The sequence below is a fragment of the Alkalihalobacillus sp. AL-G genome, assembly GCF_030643805.1.
GTDB lineage: Bacteria > Bacillota > Bacilli > Bacillales > Fictibacillaceae > Pseudalkalibacillus.
Genome location: NZ_CP094656.1, coordinates 2091275 through 2107634, shown reverse-complemented (window position 1 = coordinate 2107634; position 16360 = coordinate 2091275). Strand labels below are relative to the sequence as shown.

At 41.0% G+C, this 16360-nt stretch carries 22 protein-coding genes, 1 other RNA gene and 1 riboswitch; of the genes, 4 read left to right on the top strand and 19 right to left on the bottom strand.

The annotated features are described in order from the left end of the window. Positions 1-45 precede the first annotated feature (45 nt). From MOJ78_RS10800 to MOJ78_RS10760, 9 genes are all read right to left on the bottom strand, one after another. Positions 46-603, bottom strand: a complete 558-nt coding sequence (locus MOJ78_RS10800; RefSeq protein WP_304977354.1) for an SWIM zinc finger family protein — start codon at positions 601-603, stop codon at positions 46-48. Next, on the bottom strand, positions 603-3626 hold the full coding sequence (locus MOJ78_RS10795) for a DEAD/DEAH box helicase (protein ID WP_304977353.1): 3024 nt from the start codon (positions 3624-3626) through the stop codon (positions 603-605). The genes MOJ78_RS10800 and MOJ78_RS10795 overlap by 1 nt, the downstream gene beginning before the upstream one ends. Before the next feature lie 228 nt (positions 3627-3854). Then, positions 3855-4460, bottom strand: a complete 606-nt coding sequence (locus MOJ78_RS10790; RefSeq protein ID WP_304977352.1) for a DUF3298 and DUF4163 domain-containing protein — start codon at positions 4458-4460, stop codon at positions 3855-3857. Positions 4461-4783: 323 nt separating this feature from the next. After that, positions 4784-5098 (bottom strand): hypothetical protein, encoded by a 315-nt coding sequence (locus MOJ78_RS10785; protein ID WP_304977351.1) that lies wholly within the window; start codon positions 5096-5098, stop codon positions 4784-4786. Continuing rightward, positions 5088-5654: a cysteine hydrolase family protein gene (locus tag MOJ78_RS10780; RefSeq protein ID WP_304977350.1), complete on the bottom strand. Its 567-nt coding sequence runs from the start codon at positions 5652-5654 to the stop codon at positions 5088-5090. Before MOJ78_RS10780 ends, MOJ78_RS10785 begins: the two co-directional genes overlap by 11 nt. Positions 5655-5869: 215 nt before the next feature. Beyond that, complete coding sequence (locus MOJ78_RS10775; RefSeq protein WP_304977349.1) at positions 5870-7558, bottom strand: formate--tetrahydrofolate ligase; 1689 nt, start codon at positions 7556-7558, stop codon at positions 5870-5872. Positions 7559-7582: 24 nt separating this feature from the next. Continuing rightward, complete coding sequence (locus MOJ78_RS10770; protein ID WP_304977348.1) at positions 7583-7732, bottom strand: hypothetical protein; 150 nt, start codon at positions 7730-7732, stop codon at positions 7583-7585. 80 nt (positions 7733-7812) lie between these two features. Continuing rightward, positions 7813-8676, bottom strand: coding sequence for a CvfB family protein (locus MOJ78_RS10765; protein ID WP_304977347.1), 864 nt, complete (start codon positions 8674-8676; stop codon positions 7813-7815). Positions 8677-8746: 70 nt separating this feature from the next. Further along, positions 8747-8899 carry a hypothetical protein gene (locus MOJ78_RS10760; RefSeq protein ID WP_304977346.1) on the bottom strand — a complete coding sequence of 51 codons (153 nt, stop codon included), beginning with the start codon at positions 8897-8899 and terminating at the stop codon, positions 8747-8749. A gap of 102 nt (positions 8900-9001) precedes the next feature. Between MOJ78_RS10760 and MOJ78_RS10755 the strand changes: the two genes are divergently transcribed. Continuing rightward, positions 9002-9322: a 2Fe-2S iron-sulfur cluster-binding protein gene (locus MOJ78_RS10755; RefSeq protein WP_304977345.1), complete on the top strand. Its 321-nt coding sequence runs from the start codon at positions 9002-9004 to the stop codon at positions 9320-9322. A 64-nt stretch (positions 9323-9386) separates the two neighbouring features. On the opposite strand, the gene MOJ78_RS10750 is transcribed toward MOJ78_RS10755, so the two are convergent. From MOJ78_RS10750 to MOJ78_RS10735, 4 genes are all read right to left on the bottom strand, one after another. After that, a complete protein-coding gene (locus MOJ78_RS10750) occupies positions 9387-10034 on the bottom strand; it encodes an HD domain-containing protein (protein ID WP_304977344.1) in 648 nt (215 codons plus the stop codon). A gap of 127 nt (positions 10035-10161) precedes the next feature. Continuing rightward, on the bottom strand, positions 10162-10461 hold the full coding sequence (locus MOJ78_RS10745; RefSeq protein ID WP_304977343.1) for a DUF6123 family protein: 300 nt from the start codon (positions 10459-10461) through the stop codon (positions 10162-10164). Positions 10462-10548: 87 nt separating this feature from the next. Then, on the bottom strand, positions 10549-10743 hold the full coding sequence (locus tag MOJ78_RS10740) for a zinc-finger domain-containing protein (RefSeq protein ID WP_304977342.1): 195 nt from the start codon (positions 10741-10743) through the stop codon (positions 10549-10551). A 245-nt stretch (positions 10744-10988) separates the two neighbouring features. Then, the gene (locus tag MOJ78_RS10735) at positions 10989-11522 is read right to left on the bottom strand and encodes a type 1 glutamine amidotransferase domain-containing protein (protein WP_304977341.1); all 534 of its coding nucleotides are present in this window, start codon (positions 11520-11522) and stop codon (positions 10989-10991) included. A 141-nt stretch (positions 11523-11663) separates the two neighbouring features. On the opposite strand from MOJ78_RS10735, the gene MOJ78_RS10730 reads away from it, so the two are divergent. Further along, entirely contained in the window at positions 11664-12056 is a 393-nt protein-coding gene (locus tag MOJ78_RS10730; RefSeq protein ID WP_304977340.1) for a reverse transcriptase-like protein, read from the top strand. 369 nt (positions 12057-12425) lie between these two features. Here the strand turns inward: MOJ78_RS10730 and MOJ78_RS10725 are convergent, their stop codons facing one another. After that, complete coding sequence (locus tag MOJ78_RS10725; protein WP_304977339.1) at positions 12426-13301, bottom strand: 5'-3' exonuclease; 876 nt, start codon at positions 13299-13301, stop codon at positions 12426-12428. A 110-nt stretch (positions 13302-13411) separates the two neighbouring features. After that, positions 13412-13597: non-coding RNA, 6S RNA (gene ssrS, locus MOJ78_RS10720), on the bottom strand. A 172-nt stretch (positions 13598-13769) separates the two neighbouring features. Beyond that, positions 13770-13854, top strand: a riboswitch (cyclic di-GMP riboswitch). 31 nt (positions 13855-13885) lie between these two features. On the opposite strand from ssrS, the gene MOJ78_RS10715 reads away from it, so the two are divergent. Both MOJ78_RS10715 and MOJ78_RS10710 read left to right on the top strand, forming a co-directional pair. Continuing rightward, positions 13886-14032: an anti-repressor SinI family protein gene (locus MOJ78_RS10715; protein ID WP_304977338.1), complete on the top strand. Its 147-nt coding sequence runs from the start codon at positions 13886-13888 to the stop codon at positions 14030-14032. A gap of 84 nt (positions 14033-14116) precedes the next feature. After that, positions 14117-14449, top strand: a complete 333-nt coding sequence (locus MOJ78_RS10710) for a helix-turn-helix domain-containing protein (RefSeq protein ID WP_304977337.1) — start codon at positions 14117-14119, stop codon at positions 14447-14449. 34 nt (positions 14450-14483) lie between these two features. On the opposite strand, the gene MOJ78_RS10705 is transcribed toward MOJ78_RS10710, so the two are convergent. The 4 genes from MOJ78_RS10705 to MOJ78_RS10690 are packed head-to-tail and all read right to left on the bottom strand — an operon-like array spanning position 14484 to position 16347. Continuing rightward, complete coding sequence (locus MOJ78_RS10705) at positions 14484-14789, bottom strand: helix-turn-helix domain-containing protein (RefSeq protein ID WP_304977336.1); 306 nt, start codon at positions 14787-14789, stop codon at positions 14484-14486. A 40-nt stretch (positions 14790-14829) separates the two neighbouring features. Continuing rightward, positions 14830-15081: a hypothetical protein gene (locus MOJ78_RS10700; protein WP_304977335.1), complete on the bottom strand. Its 252-nt coding sequence runs from the start codon at positions 15079-15081 to the stop codon at positions 14830-14832. A 12-nt stretch (positions 15082-15093) separates the two neighbouring features. Then, a complete protein-coding gene (locus MOJ78_RS10695; RefSeq protein ID WP_304977334.1) occupies positions 15094-15702 on the bottom strand; it encodes a class D sortase in 609 nt (202 codons plus the stop codon). A gap of 6 nt (positions 15703-15708) precedes the next feature. Next, a complete protein-coding gene (locus MOJ78_RS10690; RefSeq protein ID WP_304977333.1) occupies positions 15709-16347 on the bottom strand; it encodes a TasA family protein in 639 nt (212 codons plus the stop codon). Between the last annotated feature and the right edge of the window lie 13 nt (positions 16348-16360).

Below are 16360 nucleotides of genomic sequence, written 5' to 3'. Positions count from 1 at the left end.
AATTACCAGCAACAATTCCGCGAATGATGCCCTTTTTAAAGGACATCATCCATTCCCTTGACGTCCATGAACCACTTCATCCAAAACACTTAAAATTGTGTTATGCATTTCACGTATAACAGCACCAGTATCCATCAACTGGTGTGAGCAGTCATTAGGCAGATCATGCAATGTATTATTCGGTGCAATTTCAAGTTTTTCACGTAACCTCATTAATGGAACCTCGATCAGTTCAGTCCGTGCAGCGTTGTTCTGTTCAACCACTTGACTATCTAAGCCTTCTGAACGCACCAAGATAAAATGAATCGTCGCACAAACGGCATGCTTACAAATGAAGGCGTCATCCGGACAGCTGCAAGTAACCGTATACTCATCAGGAGCGGGTAACCCTCCATCCATCCTGAACGTTCCGATCACCTCATACGTGTCCTGTTTTCCACGGATATTACACACAAAATGATTCGGATACATTTGGAATGAATGGATTCGCTTCTGATCAAATAGCTTCAATCCTCGTGTAAAACGGTTATAATCAACACGGTCAGCAAATTGATTCAACCACCTTTGAACTGGCCCCTTCAATTTTTTAAATGGATCGGACATTACGTCAACACCTTTTCCCGCAATTGAATCAGTTCAATAAACTCAGAATCACTTAGTTCCGTGACCCATTGATTTTGATTCGTAACGATTTGGGACGTTAACTGTGACTTACGATCAATTAACCGATCGATTCCCTCTTCTAGCGTTCCTTTTGTAATCATTTTGTAGACTTGCACATTTTGTTGTTGCCCGATTCGATAGGCACGGTCCGTTGCTTGGTTTTCGACTGCAGGGTTCCACCAACGGTCAAGATGGATTACATGGTTCGCCTCTGTCAAATTGAGGCCGACCCCTCCTGCCTTGATCGAAAGAATAAAAATACACCTGTTCGAGCGAGGTTCTTTAAACTTTTTCAACAGCTCCTCCCTTTTTTGGGAAGGGACACCTCCGTGTAAAAAGTAAATTGTACTTTCGGGATCAATTTCCTTCAACAATCCTTTTAATAACTTACCCATCTTAACGTATTGGGTAAACAATAGAACATTTTCCCCTTTTTCCACCTTTTCGTTGATAATCAGGTTAGCTTGTTGCATTTTACCTGAATGCGTAAGGATCGGTTGTTCTCTCGTCAGCAAGGATGGGTGGTTGCATACTTGCTTCAATCGAGTAATACCGCCGAGAATTAGTCCTCTACGCTCCATTCCGGTAGCTGTAAACAACTTTTCTTTCAATTCCTCGACAACCGATTGATAGAGTGATGCTTGTTCCTTCGTCAATGGACAGCTAACTTTCTCTTCAAATTTTTCAGGAAGATCGTTGATGATCGACGTTTGCATTTTTGATCTTCGCAGCAGGAATGGTTGAATGAGTCGCTTTAAGACGTTGATTCGTTCGGTCTCACCCTTCTTTTCGATTGGACGGATAAATTGTTGTTGAAATGACGCCCGATAGCCGAGGTAACCTGGATTTAAGAAATCAGAAATGGACCAGAGCTCCTCCAGCTTGTTTTCCATCGGTGTTCCGGTCAACGTTATCCGATGAGTGGCTTTCAACGCACGAACCGCTTTACTCTGTTTCGTTGCTGGATTTTTAATCATTTGTGCTTCATCCAATATAATTGAATTCCAGTTGATCGACTGGAAGAGTTCTTGATCCTTTACGACAAGAGAGTAGCTTGTAATGATAACGTCCTGCTCACTACACTCTTTTTTAAAATCATCGGTATTCCTCAAACGATCTATACCATGATGTACCAACACGTTCAACGATGGAGCAAACCGTCCGAATTCACTTTTCCAATTACCGAGGACAGATGTCGGGCACACAATCAGATGTGGACCGTCCTGTTGACCGCTATCCAACAAATACACAATCGCTTGTATCGTTTTCCCTAGACCCATATCATCCGCAAGGCATGCGCCAATCCGTTTATCACGCAAGGACCGCAGCCATTCGTAGCCTTTCTGCTGATACGGCCTCAACGTTCCTGTAAAGCTCTCCGGCACGACATACTGTTTTTGAACAGGCTGTAAAAACGATTGTAAATAATCCTTCGTCTCTCGATCGATATGCAGATCGATTTCATTCTCGTAGTCATCATGGGTTGACTTCACACCAACAAGAGAGGAAAAATTACTTCTTTTTTTCACGAGCGGTTCAAGTGCGATCAATTCATCATAAATCTTTTCAAGCTTTCTCGCGGGTAATGAAATCCACTTTTGTCCTTGTTGTATTAAAAACTGTTGTTGTTCAACAAGCCGTTTAAATTCCAATACACTTAATGAAAGTTCGCCGACTGCGATGCGCCAATCAAATTCAAGGATGCTGCCTAACCCGATCCCATTTTGGTCCTGATTGGAAACTGAAAGGGAAACATCGACTTCCGCTTCATTAATTTCCTTTAAATCCCAACCTTCTGGAAAAAGGAGCTGGATATCCATTGACGCCAGTAGCTTTTCATTGATCTTCATCGATTGTAAACTCGAAAAAGGAACCTCTGTTGTTCCGATTTTAAAGATTCGGTTTCTTGTTTGGTACAGGTTATCATCCATTTGAATCATGTAATCCAGCCTGTCTTCAACCCACCTTTTCGTATGGGAACGCATAATTTTAGAATCGTTGACAGGTAAATAGACATTCCGACCCTCAAACAATCCTTTAAGCTGAACATCCAAATCCCATAGCATCAAATTCGTACTTGATACTGGCTTGCAATGAATGACTAACTGTTCAGGCTTGATCCCAGATTGGATAAACTGTTGCTTAAAATGAATGAGTCCTTTTTCAAGCGGTCTGTATGAATCTGAACTTACTTGCGAGTGCCACTTTCGAATCTCTCTGACCAAAACATGCAGCTGTTGAACCTGTTGTTTTTCCTCCACAACATGAAAGAAACCGGACTGATTCTTGGTAAGGGCTTTATGCCATAATTTTGTAAGCGTCGTGTCGGTTTGATCGATAAAAGGAAGTGGCTCTTCTTCTGAGTTCAATAATAATTTGATAACTTGGTCGGTCCATAAATCGATCATCAGGTTTTGCCACTCACGAATTGGTGATGTTGCAAGATGTTCGAAAGCAAAAATGAGTGGCGATGCCGTTTTCAACCACGTAGAAAGACTTCCTTCATCATCGAGAACGTTTCGACTTAACATCCATTGCGCATAAATGAATTGCCGACTATCCTTTGAGATGGCATACATCGTAGGATAGTAGTGACCATTACGTATTAATGAATCGAGGCTTCTCGCGACGGTCTCCCAATATAGAAAGCTTTCCCCGATCTGAACAGCACCTGATACGGTGTTGGCAACCTTGTTCTGCAGGAATAAATAGACCCGCCACATATCGACAAGGACACCTTCAACTTCATAGAACTCATCGTTCCATTCCATCATCAATGTCTTCATCTCATCCGTCTCACCAGTAAATACATGTGCTAGATCCGCTTCGCCGATAATCCATTGGAAACGAGTCTGTGACATTTTGATCGGTTCGCCATTTGGTTGTGTCATCCAGATGAAAAACTTCCCTTTTTCATCAAGAGACGGTATGAATGTCATTTGTAGGTGATAGTATGTAATCATGTATAATGCTCCTAGTATCGAGGTTGTTCAAAAAGGGTTCTATATAAGAAGTTCATCGATTTTTTGAACACACCTTAAAATGGTCCGAGTAAAATCGCTATCTTTCATTGTAACATATTTTATGATATTTCCGCTCATAGACAAGACTTATAGGAAACACTAGTTCAGGCAGCCTCCGTTATCGGTTTTGCTGCCTGACCGTTTTCACAAATGGGTTGATCTGAATGATTATCTTGACGTCAATTGTGCGATGGGACTTTTTTTGTCTACAAGCGTTTGAACCACCTCAAACGGCACAGGAATTTCAAGGAAACCGTAAGCATATGGTGTGTATTCATACAGTTGGTAAAACAAAACCAATGTATCGTTTGTTAAATAATACTCTTGTTCATCGGTAATGCCCTTATATTCTTCAATCAACGTGATGTTCTCCGACTTAATATACGCTTTAGCATATCGTGATAATCTCGTTTTATAATAGCTGTTCATCCTAAACAATGAAGGGAACGGAAAACATGTACCATTGATTGTCGAAAAGGTTAACGCTTTCTGAACCTGCATCCCATGGGCTGCACCAGCTGTATAATAATCGAGTAAAAATATAACGCTCAATACGCCATTTTTATTCACCTTTATCGTATAGGTGATAGACACAGTAGTATTAGGCTGATCACCTTCTTCCCGGAGTCTTTGTACGAGCAAAAGAATTTGTTTATTTATGTTTATTCCTACATCGCGATCATCCATACATACAAGTTTAGGATATTTGACCTTTGTTCCGGGCTTTTCCACTGTTATCGTAATGACCTGGACAGGACTGATGACATCATACATCCTTTTCCCTCTTTTCTACAGGAAACTTGGCAAGCGCTTTGCTTTAGCATAGGCGATCGCCATAGTTACGCTTATAATTCAGAAAGTATTTTTACTTTCTTATCATGAAAATAACTGGGCGTTTATCCTTATCGATATAGTTTATTCAACAGTGAAAAATGGGTGCAGTAATAAAGAAAACTTGGCTAGCGCCAAGCCTTAGCGTAGGCGATCGCCCTAGTTGCGCTTATACTTAAGAAAGTATTTTTATACTTTCTTAACGTGCAAAAAAATAAACACCTGACAGGCTACAACAAGTTCGTTGTATGTCAGGTGCCTTCTTATTAATCAAAAGATTTCTTTTCGAATCCGTCAAAAATATCTTCGAGCTCTGTCAAGAAGTTCAGTTGAAGGGGACCAGGTAACGTAATTGAAATCCCCTCGATCTCTGGCATCGATTCCAGCTCCTCGAACTGAGTAGGTTTCTTTTCCAAGCTATCGTACCATTTCTTCAGTTCATCAATCATCTCATAGAAATGACGTTCAAACCGTTCTGCCCATTCAGCCCCGTCATCACCGCTCGTCAATTGCATTTGCTGCCAATCATAGAGTGCTTCATCCAACGCTTTTTTTACGTGCGCAAAATCGTTAGCTGTCATTAGGGTCCTCGTTCGCTTTCACTACCTTTGCCCCGAGCGTATTATTAAAATGATCCAATGCCCAGTCATGACCAGCAGGATTAAAGCTTTGAACGGCGTCTTCATGAATGACAAGCTTAAACCCTTTGTTATACCCATCCACAGCAGTATGAAGTACACAGATATCGGTACAAACACCAACAAGATGAAGCTCAGAGATTCCACGTTCTCGTAGCTTCAATTCAAGATCCGTTCCGGCAAACGCACTGTATCTAGTTTTATCCATCCAATATATTTTTTCTTTTGATGACTGGTAACACGTATTCAACGAACCAAATTGTTTCCGACCAGTAGTTCCTCGAATATTATGCGGCGGAAATAATGTGTATTCCGGATGATACGTGTCGTCCTTGTCATGAACATCCACCGCAAAAACAACATAATCATCGTTTGAGATAAATGAGTCTGTCAGTTCTGTAATTCTCGATTCAATCGATTGCCCTGCTTCTCCGCATGTCAAACGGCCATCGTCTGCCACAAAATCGTTCGTATAATCTATTACGATCAAAGCTTTCATTCTACTACTCACCCTCCAAATTTCATTTAAATAAAGTGTTCAAAAAGTAGGATAAAAAGAGCCGCAATTTCTGAAGTTCAATTAACTACGTCACACGCCCTGTGACAACGTTGAACTGATTCACATCTTGTGAGCCTCCGGAGTTTTTGAACAACCTCTTAAAAAGAGGCTGATCCAATAGTGTTTTGAATCAACCCCAATACTCTAAAAATCGTTTAGAACAGTCCGACTGCTTTCCCGTCGTCGGTTACGTCCATATTCAATGCTGCTGGTTTTTTCGGTAAACCTGGCATCGTCATCACGTTTCCAGTCAATGCAACGATGAATCCTGCTCCTATGGAAGCACGGAATTCTCGAATTGTAACTTTAAACCCTTCAGGACGTCCAAGTAACGTCGGATCATCAGAAAGGGAATATTGCGTTTTCGCCATACAAACTGGTAGATCGCCCCATCCGTTGGCTTTGAATTCTTTGAGTTGCTTTTTCGCTTTAGTAGATAGTTCGAACCCTGCTCCACCGTAAACCGTTTTAACAATTGAATCGATTTTCTCTTCTATAGAACTATCAAGCTCGTACAGTGGCTTATAGTTGTTTTCTGAAGACTCGACCATGTTCACGACTTTCTGTGCGAGTTCCTCTCCACCTTTACCGCCATCTTCCCAAACCTTCGCAACCGCAACCTCGACACCTTGGTTCGCACACCATTCCTTAACGAATTCCACTTCACTATCGGTATCTTTTACAAAATGGTTAAGTGCGACGACAAATGGTAATCCAAACGCTTTGACCGTATCAATATGCTTCTGGAGATTGACCATTCCTTTTTCAAGGGCTTCAAGATCTTTTGTACCCAGCTGATCTTTCGGAACACCTCCATGCATTTTCAGCGCGCGAATCGTTGCAACCACAACGACAAGGCTTGGATCAATTTCCCCATAGCGTGCTTTAATGTCAAGGAACTTTTCTGCTCCAAGATCGGCACCGAAACCAGATTCCGTAACGACATAATCTCCTAGCTTAGTGGCCATTTTCGTGGCAATGACACTATTACACCCGTGTGCAATGTTTGCAAATGGGCCACCGTGAATCAATGCCGGTGTATTTTCTAACGTCTGAACGAGATTAGGCTGGAGTGCATCCTTCAATAATAAGGTTAATGCGCCTTCCACACCAAGATCCTTTACAGTAACAGGCTTTTTATCCTTATTATAGGCAACGACCATGTTAGAAAGACGTTCCTTCAAATCACGAATATTTCGTGCTAAACAGAAAATCGCCATGATTTCAGATGCAACTGTAATATCAAATCCATCTTCACGCGGTACACCTTGCACCGGACCGCCGAGACCGACGACGACATTTCGTAGTGCGCGGTCATTCATATCAACAACCCGCTTCCAAACGATTCTTCTTGTATCGATGTCGAGTTCATTTCCTTGATGGATGTGGTTATCGATTAACGCCGCAAGCGCATTGTTTGCAGTCGTAATCGCATGGAGATCACCAGTGAAATGAAGGTTGATTTCCTCCATTGGCATCACTTGTGAATAACCGCCGCCTGCCGCTCCGCCTTTCATCCCCATGCTTGGTCCAAGTGATGGTTCGCGCAAGGCGATGATTGCCTTTTTTCCAATTTTATTAAGAGCCTGTCCAAGTCCGACCGTAACTGTTGATTTTCCTTCTCCAGCTGGTGTCGGGTTAATCGACGTGACAAGCACTACCTTTCCGTCCTCGTTCTCTTTTAACCGGTCCATTACATCAAGCGAGATTTTCGCTTTATAACGGCCATATGGCTCCAACTCATCTTCTTTTAAATGCAATTGCTCTGCTATTTCTTGAATCGGTACTAGTTTCGCCTCTTGGGCAATCTCGATGTCTGATTTGAACGTTTTTTTGTCTGCCATTTCCGTGTTCCTCCACTCTCCGAATTAATGTGTTTGTATATTGTTCTCTGTTGGCGAAATTTCCGGGTCAGGATCGCGCTTTTCATTTAAGCTCGTTACAAGCAATTGAATCAATAGAAAAGCAACGATGATTGTCCAAAACCACCATTTTTGCCAGATCGGTTTGGTTCGCATTCGTAACGCTCCCTTTACAACGATAACAATTCTCTGTAAAAAATGAAAGCACTTTCACATGCAAAAATGACCATCTATGCTTATCGTTCTTTTAATTTCGTTCCATCCGCAGTCTGCTCCACTTTTTTATCCTTCATCAGCTTCCCGAGCGCCCGCTTGAATGCAGCTTTTGATAGTTGAAACTGTTGCTTGATCTCTTCGGGTGAGGATTTGTCATGAAAGGGCATAAACCCATCATGCTCAGATAAATAGTCGAGTAGTTTTTGTGCGTCCTCTTCATAGGCAATCTCTTTCGGTGCTTTAAAAGAAACATTGATCCTTCCATCCTCACGAATAAACGTGACCCTTACTTGCACACGTTGACCCAGCCTCACTTTTTTGTCTGCTTCATCTTCATGAAGAAAAGCAATATACCGGTCATCTGTAAGAATGAAGGCACCAACCTCATTAAACCGATACACATAGCCTTCTAGATATTGATTTCGAATCGTATCCGGAGCGGTTTCTGATAGCGTTTCGAACTCCTCATATGTAGCTAAATCCGCAAAAAGGCGACCTCTTTTATCCAGTTTTAAACCGCAATATAATTTATCCCCTTCTTTTGGCCAGTTGTCCCAATCATATGGTAAATCATCCTTTGAAAGCAGAACGTCTTTTTTGATTCCGATGTTAACGAATACACCAAGTTTGCGCTGGACTCCAACGACCTCGAGCCATGCCACACTGTTCATATCAATAAATGGCATCGTCGCAGTTGCGGCAAGCCTACCTTGATGGTCTTGGTATAAAAATACGTTCAATTTTTGATTCTCCTGAATATCATCAGGGGCTTCCGATTTATGAAGAAACACCTCTTCACGGTTTGAGTTCATCAATATGTAACCAAGTTCCGTCTTACGTTCTACTATTAGATTAACTGTTGTTCCAGGATTGAGCGAATTCATGTCATCAATACACCCTTTAATTTATACTTTTGTACATATATCCTACCCCATTATAGAGGATGTACAATAATTATCCAAGAGCCCATGCACCTGCATCTTTCAGGGTTAGCTTAAGTGTACCTGCGTCTACAAGAGTATCCTGGGATGAAAGCTTCCTCGGTACAATTCGTAACTTTTGTGCAAGTACCGCTCGTTGTTGAGTTGCAGAAACAAACTCATTCATAATATCTCCAACGAATAAGTGTTATAGTATACTGAAGAGGATTTTGAGACTATCAGATTTGCAACTTGATTTATGATAGCCTGTAAAGGAGGACGATGGATTATGCCAAAAGTGACAGTACCTGATCATGGAACATTCGAAGTGGAACAAGGGAAAAAGCTCGTACTTGCCCTTGAAGACAACGGGATTGATATCCTCCACCGCTGTGGTGGAAAAGCAAAGTGTACGACATGCAAAGTGGAAGTCGTAGCAGGCGATTTTGGTGATCTGACAGACATTGAAAAAGAAGCTTTCTCACGAAAAGGTATTCAGGAAGGACTACGTTTATCGTGTCAGGTTCGAGTACATGATGATGCAACGGTACTGCCGATGATGACAGAAAGCAGTTCAAATATGGATGCTGGCCCGAGACCTGCAGAATAATAATTAACGCAGAAACGAGATGCCCCCGCCAGTGAGTTTATGTAACATAAGGTGGGGGTGTATTTTATTTTTTCCATTCCTCTAAAAACGCATTAATGAAGGTCTCCATGTAACGGTGACGTTCTTCAGCGATTTTTAATCCAGCCTCCGTATTGATCCGGTCTTTAAGTTGAAACAATTTTTCATAAAAATGATTGATAGCCGTACTCTTACCACTTCGATATTCTTCCTTGGACATTGTATGCATACGGGGTGAAAGGTCAGGTTCATGCATCGGTTGACCCTTTGATCCCGCATACATAAAGGTTCGAGCAATCCCAATCGCACCAAGTGCATCCAGTCGATCAGCATCCTGAACAACCTTTCCTTCAATCGTTCGCATCTCCTGATTCCCACCACCCTTAAAGGACATCGTCGTTATGATCTCAACGATATGAGCGGATTCTACATCCTCTACATTTAATTCCGACAACAATCTTTTCACCTCGAGAAGAGCTGCCTCCTCATCCTTAACGAGTTTATCATCAATAACATCATGAAGAAGGACAGCTGCTTCGCAAATGAACAAATCAGCGCCTTCTTTTTCCGAAAGATCGGTTGCGATTTTTCGGACCCTTTCAATATGGAACCAATCATGCCCGCTCGTCTCACCTTTAAGCTTCTGTTTAGCAAAAGTTTTAATCTGTTCGATGATTTCTTGTTTTCTAGACACTTGAATGACCTCCGATTTTATAAAAAAAACATAGCAAACGCCAAGCCTTGCACCGCGTTTGCAGTAGTTGTCCTTATACTTTAGACAGTATGTTCGATACTTTCTAAACGTGTTAAAAACAGCATCTCTAAGAAATGCTGTGCTTTGTATGTATGTTGATTGAATCAATTCTGTTGCGAACAAACCGTTTGGCACCGTGATTGTCCTTCACACCAGCTTCTTTAAACGCTTCAAGGAGTGCTACATAATAACTGCCATCAAAGCTGACCTGGACCTTCAGCGTTGTTTCGATTGCAGTATTCACCACTTCCTCGGCTGAATCTGTATACTTTTTTCCAAAATAAATAAAACCGATATCCTCTTCTGTCATATGAATCCCTTTGCTACTTAAAAACTGAATATACTCCCCAGTCGATTGAACATGCATATGTCTTTCGCCCTACCCTTAAAAGTATTGATGAGTTCATTTTACCATATTATTCAGAAAATACAGGGGGTATTACGGGCGAAACGATTATTTCTCCATTTGTTTAGATGAAAGTGATTCTCCAAGTTTCTGTAGACGTTGTCCGATTGAGCAATCACGATTACAAAATCGCTGCGAAAAGTTTTTTCCGTAATCCTTTTTAAACGCATCACGGACAAAACACTCCCGGCAATACGTGTTCAACGTCCATTCGATTTCCTTTGTCACAACCCTTCGCTCCATACCATTCACTCCTGGTTCTTCTTGTTCCTATAGTATCTCATTTATTTCTCATTTTATTGCGAAATCGGCAATGCTAAAACTCTATCTTTAAACATCCGTTTTTAACAATGTATGCTGCAACTGTCTATCCTCTACCCAGGAAAAACACAAAAACGAGGGAGTCAAACCAGCTCCTATTAAAACAAGCTTCAGAGCAAGGATTAGACCCCTCTTATGAAAATCCTGTTTAAAATTTCATGTTTAAATTATTTTCCATTGTTATTCTCGATCACGTTGATCAGTTCTTTTAAATAATCAGGTAAATCAGGTGGGCGTCTGCTTGAAACGATGTGGCCATCGACAACAACCGAATCATCCGACCACTCAGCCCCCGCGTTCATCATATCATCCTTAATCCCAGGTGTACTTGTAACCTTTTTACCCTGAAGAATCCCAGCCGAAATAAGGACCCAACCAGCGTGGCAAATTTGACCGATGACCCGCTTCTGATCGTTCATAAACTGGACAATCTCGATGATTTTCGCGTCTCGACGGAGTTTGTCAGGTGCCCAACCACCCGGAACAAGCACCGCGTCGTACTCTAGGTAATTAACATCGTGGTAACTATAGTCTGAAACAATAGGAACACCATACTTACCTTTGTATTCCTTATTTTCTTGATCGCCGACCACATGAACAGTTGCACCCTCTTCACGTAATCGCAACACAGGATACCACATTTCCAAATCTTCAAAATCATTCTCAACAAAAGCGATGATTCTTTTGTCAGATAGTCTCATGTTTGAGAACCTCCCTTTATATAAAAATTCGAATACTCTAATTCATACAAGTGGGTGTTTCCAGCTATCGCATTTCGTAATACTTTCACGTCTTCTGTGCTACAATATCGTTAGCAACCTTATCAAAGCAGGTGAAAAGCATTGATTGAAATCTATATTGATGGTGCAAGCTCAGGCAACCCAGGTCCTTCCGGTGCCGGAATCTTTATAAAAGGCCTCTCTACAGGACCAGAAACGTATTCAGTCCCGATCGGTATCATGACCAACCATGAAGCCGAATATCTCGCATTGATCCATGGACTGACCATTTGCATTGAAAAAGGCTACAAGGTCGTTTCGTTCCGTACGGATTCCCAGTTGGTAGAACAGGCGGTCGAAAAAGAATACGTTAAGAAAAACCTATACCAACCTCTCTTACAGCAAGTCTTGTTTTTGAAAGATGAGCTCGACCTCTTTTTTATAAAATGGATCCCAAGCTCTCAAAACAAAAACGCAGATGAATTAGCCCGAAAAGCGATTCAGATGAATCGCTAAATCCGTGGAGATGGGGATTATCCCGTGGTAATCGTGGTCATGAGGACTGTTGAATCGTTTTTCCTATGTAAAATGTCTACATGGGCCATTCAAGCGGACTGTTGCATCAATTTTTCGCTACAAACTGTCTACATGGACGTTTCATGCGGACAGTTGACTCCGATTTCTGCTCTAAACTGTCTCCATAAGCCCTTCAAGTGGACAATTGCATCAGTTTACCGCGCTATACCTCGTCATGAACTCTTCATACCGACCATTTGATCCGGTTTTCGCTTCAAACCATTACCATAAACTCTTCAAACCGACAGTTCGCACCAGTAGTGACATAACAAACCGCATCAACAAACATCTATTGATACGGCATCATTGTTACATTCGAATCCTCAGTTCGAGACGTTCTAGTTCTTCCTTCAGCTTTTCTTGATCAAGCTGTAATGAATAACCATCCCAAGGGGACTCCATCAGAACTGGAATGTCTGTGTAAATGGTGACAAGCTCTTTACTTAAAAACGCCATTTCTCTGCCCTCTGCAATTTTTTTTCGGTACCGTTTAAAGAGTGGATCGATTTCCTCTTCTTCATAAATTGCTTCGACATTTCCGTATTGCTGTATAAGCGGAAGCGCCGCCTTTTCCCCGACACCGTGGATACCTGGAATGTTATCACTTTTATCCCCAAGCAACGCCTTTACGTCAATCCATTGAGAAGGGTGGATTCCATACTCATCACTGAAGTGCTTCAACGTGTAGGCATTTTCTTCCTTCTTTTTCGCGATGATTTGTGATACTTTACCTGTGATCAGTTGCAGTAGATCACGATCATTACTATAAATATAACAATCGCCATCCATTTCATCCGACCAGCGGCGAGACAGCGTTCCGATAATGTCATCCGCCTCATACGGGCTTAATGTCATTTGGGTGACACCAACGGTATCGAACAATTCCGTTAAGGTGTTATACTGTTGGATCAACGGTTCGGGTAGCTCATTTCGAGTATCCTTATAATCCTGAAACCGCTGCTTTCGAATCGTTTCCTCCCGTTTTACATCCCAAGCGACCAATAAATGTGACGGCTCATATTTTTCAATGAGGTTCCACAATTTTTGTATGTTAACTCGAAGTGCGTTCGTGTAAAGTCCTGCACTGTTCTTTGGTAATTCATGATTTTCTTTTCCATAGCTTGTCGCAAAATAACACCGACTCAATAAGTTAAAGCCATCAATCAATAATAACCGGTTTCCCATTTTTTTTACCCCTTTACCCGAAAAATCAGTCTACACTTATTTTAGCATAAATTGAAAAGAGAGACCGACTCGTTGTGTTACACCGTGTCAGCCTCTCAAGTAAAACCTATATGTATCCCGCACTTGCCGTGACACTTCATGACTCATAAACCCACATTAGCAGGTGGGTACCCGCATCAATCCGTTCGTCTTCCGCAATCCGAATGAGCGGCTTGACGTCTAGACTGAAATTTAAGGTTCCCTTTGTCATGTCATCGGTTTAAGACATAAACGTGTCACTAACAATGCAGGAATTTTATTATATCGAGGTTTGTGCGGTTTGTAAAGTTGATTATTTTTCCATATATACAGGAACTTAGTCGTGGTTAACCTAGATTTAGACAAAAATAGAACTAATTTTTTTCACAATTTTACAAACATTTAAGGATGATAGTACTAAAATTGATAATGTGGTGATGGGGTAACCCCTTTTGTAAAAGGCAAACTCGTTGAAAGGCGGGGACGCAAAGTCACAGATCTACGGTCTTTGTACTAGGACGGCTGGGCTACCAAGAGGCATGATACTTTTAGGGGGAATCGTTGGTATGGAAAAACAGTTCAAACAAGTGAAGTTAGATCACGAATGGGTCGAACTTATGAAGGTCGCAAAACAGGCTGGTATGACGAAAACTGAAGTAAGAGCATTTTTCCAGCAAAAGTTCAGTCTAAAAGCTATACAACCAAAGGTGTAATTCATCATTACATAGCCTATTTTCAGAATTTTTATGGTATAATAGCATTAAAGAGAATTGTCATATAACCTGAAGGAGTCAATTATGATTGGGGAACGTCTTAAACACTACAGAAAAGAAAAAGGAATTTCTCTATCAGAGCTTGCGGATCGAGCTGGAGTCGCTAAGTCCTACTTAAGTTCGATTGAACGAAACTTACAATCAAACCCCTCAATTCAGTTTTTAGAAAAAGTATCGAACGTTTTAGATATATCCGTAGATAACCTCTTGCATGACTTGGTTGATAGTGAGGCGGATGATCTCGATGAGGATTGGCTTGATCTGGTTCAAGAAGCGATGCAGTCTGGTGTGTCCAAGGATGAATTCAAAAACTTTCTGGAATATAATAAATGGAAGAAAGAACAAGAAAATAATTAAAGCACTGCCAACAGTTCTCTGTTCGCGGTGCTTTTTATTTTGTTAATTCTGCCATATGTGCCTGAAGGAATTGCCGGACTTCTATAGAAGATAACCCTATTCCCCGAGCCTCTTCCATGAGTGATATCCAATCAGGATCGATATATAAATCTTCTAACTCGTAAACATCCAGATTCAGTTCCCGTGCAATTTTCAACATGTTAAAAAAAGATGGATTCGTTATTTTACCAGACTCTATATTTAAGATGTATGCTTCTGATACATGGGTTCGTTTTGCTAATTCTATAATGGACAATCTTTGCTGCATCCTTAATTGTCGAATCATATCTCCTAAATTCACCGTTCCTTCCCCTTTCACTTGGAAAAAGAAATATTAATCTTTAGACCGTGAAGTTGATCAATGTACCTACCTTTAATTCTCTGAATAAAATTTCATCGTCGGGTACATACACTTTTTGGGCACGCATCTTATTTTCAATTCTCTCGATTGCAGCTTTTGTATACGAATAGGGACACTTGGCGATGACTTTATTATTAATACTTAGTTCTCCGATATCCTCATAAAGATAAGTTAAGCAAATTTTCCGATTTCTAATATACGATATGTAGTCACCATTTAACCTACGTATCATTGGTATCACCCACTATTTAGATTTTTTCAAGCTGGCTTGGACAATAAGACGATGGGTAGGGTCTTTAATCGGCTCACAAGTAATTAGCGTCATGATACTTTTATCGGGACTAGATTTAAGGACTGACGTGTCATCAGGAAGTACGATCATCGTATTGAAGACAGTATAGGTATATGTTGCAACATTTGTTGTTATGCTTATTTCATCACCTACGTCTATTTCATCAAGTCGATTAAAATCTTTTCCATATGTATAGCTACGATGGGCTGCGATTGCAGCATTACCCTCTTCTCCAAGTGGTGCCGTTCCTTCAAGATGTCCTGCTGCCTTTTTCATATTTTCTATTGTAGCTCCCTCAAGAATCGGCATTTCAAGATCAATCTCTGGTATCTTAATTGACCCTAAAAGCTCTCCTGTTGAAGGAGCCTGTTCTTTACTATCATCAGAAGCGAATACCTTTGTAAGAGATGTATAACTTTGTTTTGCCTTATCCGAATTTGTATTTTTCCACTGCTCCAGTAACTGATCTTGTTGGTGAAGACTATATTGAGCTTTCAAATAAGGAAAAGACGCAACACCTATACCAATGAATATGATGACTAATGCTAGTAATATTCTCATCAGAATCTACCTTTTTATCCGAATACTAGGTCGATCACCTTTTAGACTCTTTCGAAGTACTCCTAGGCCAAGTCCCGCTAACATTATTCCTGATAGATAGTACCAGACAGGATTTGATTCGCCGGTCTTTGGAAGATCTCCATCATTAGTTGGAGGTTCACCATTACCAGGGGGAATAACTCCTTCAGCACTAAACTCAATCGTGAATTTGGTTGCAAGACCTTGAAACTCATTCCCTGATTCCCATGGAAACTCAACAGAGAATGTTATATCTTCTTGTGTCTTTTGAGCAAGAGACCTAGGATCAAACCCTTTGAACTCACTAAGTTTACCATCATATAAAGATCCATTTTCATCCTGGATATGGAGTTCAAGTTGATTGTACAGAAGGTCAGAGCCTGATTTGAAATCAGCTTTTGTCGTATAAGTAAAATCTTTATTTCCTTTGTTTTGGATGGACACCTTTCGGTTCATCACATCACCAGGTTTAATGTTACTGACATCAAATAATACTCCAGAGGGAGAAGCAGCAATATCTATTACTGGTGAGCTTTCATCCGCTCCAGTACTGCCAATAGGAGAAAAGATAACTAGTGTTAGAGCTAGTAAACTATAAAGAACAATCCACATTTTCTTTAGTTTCATTATTTGACCTCAC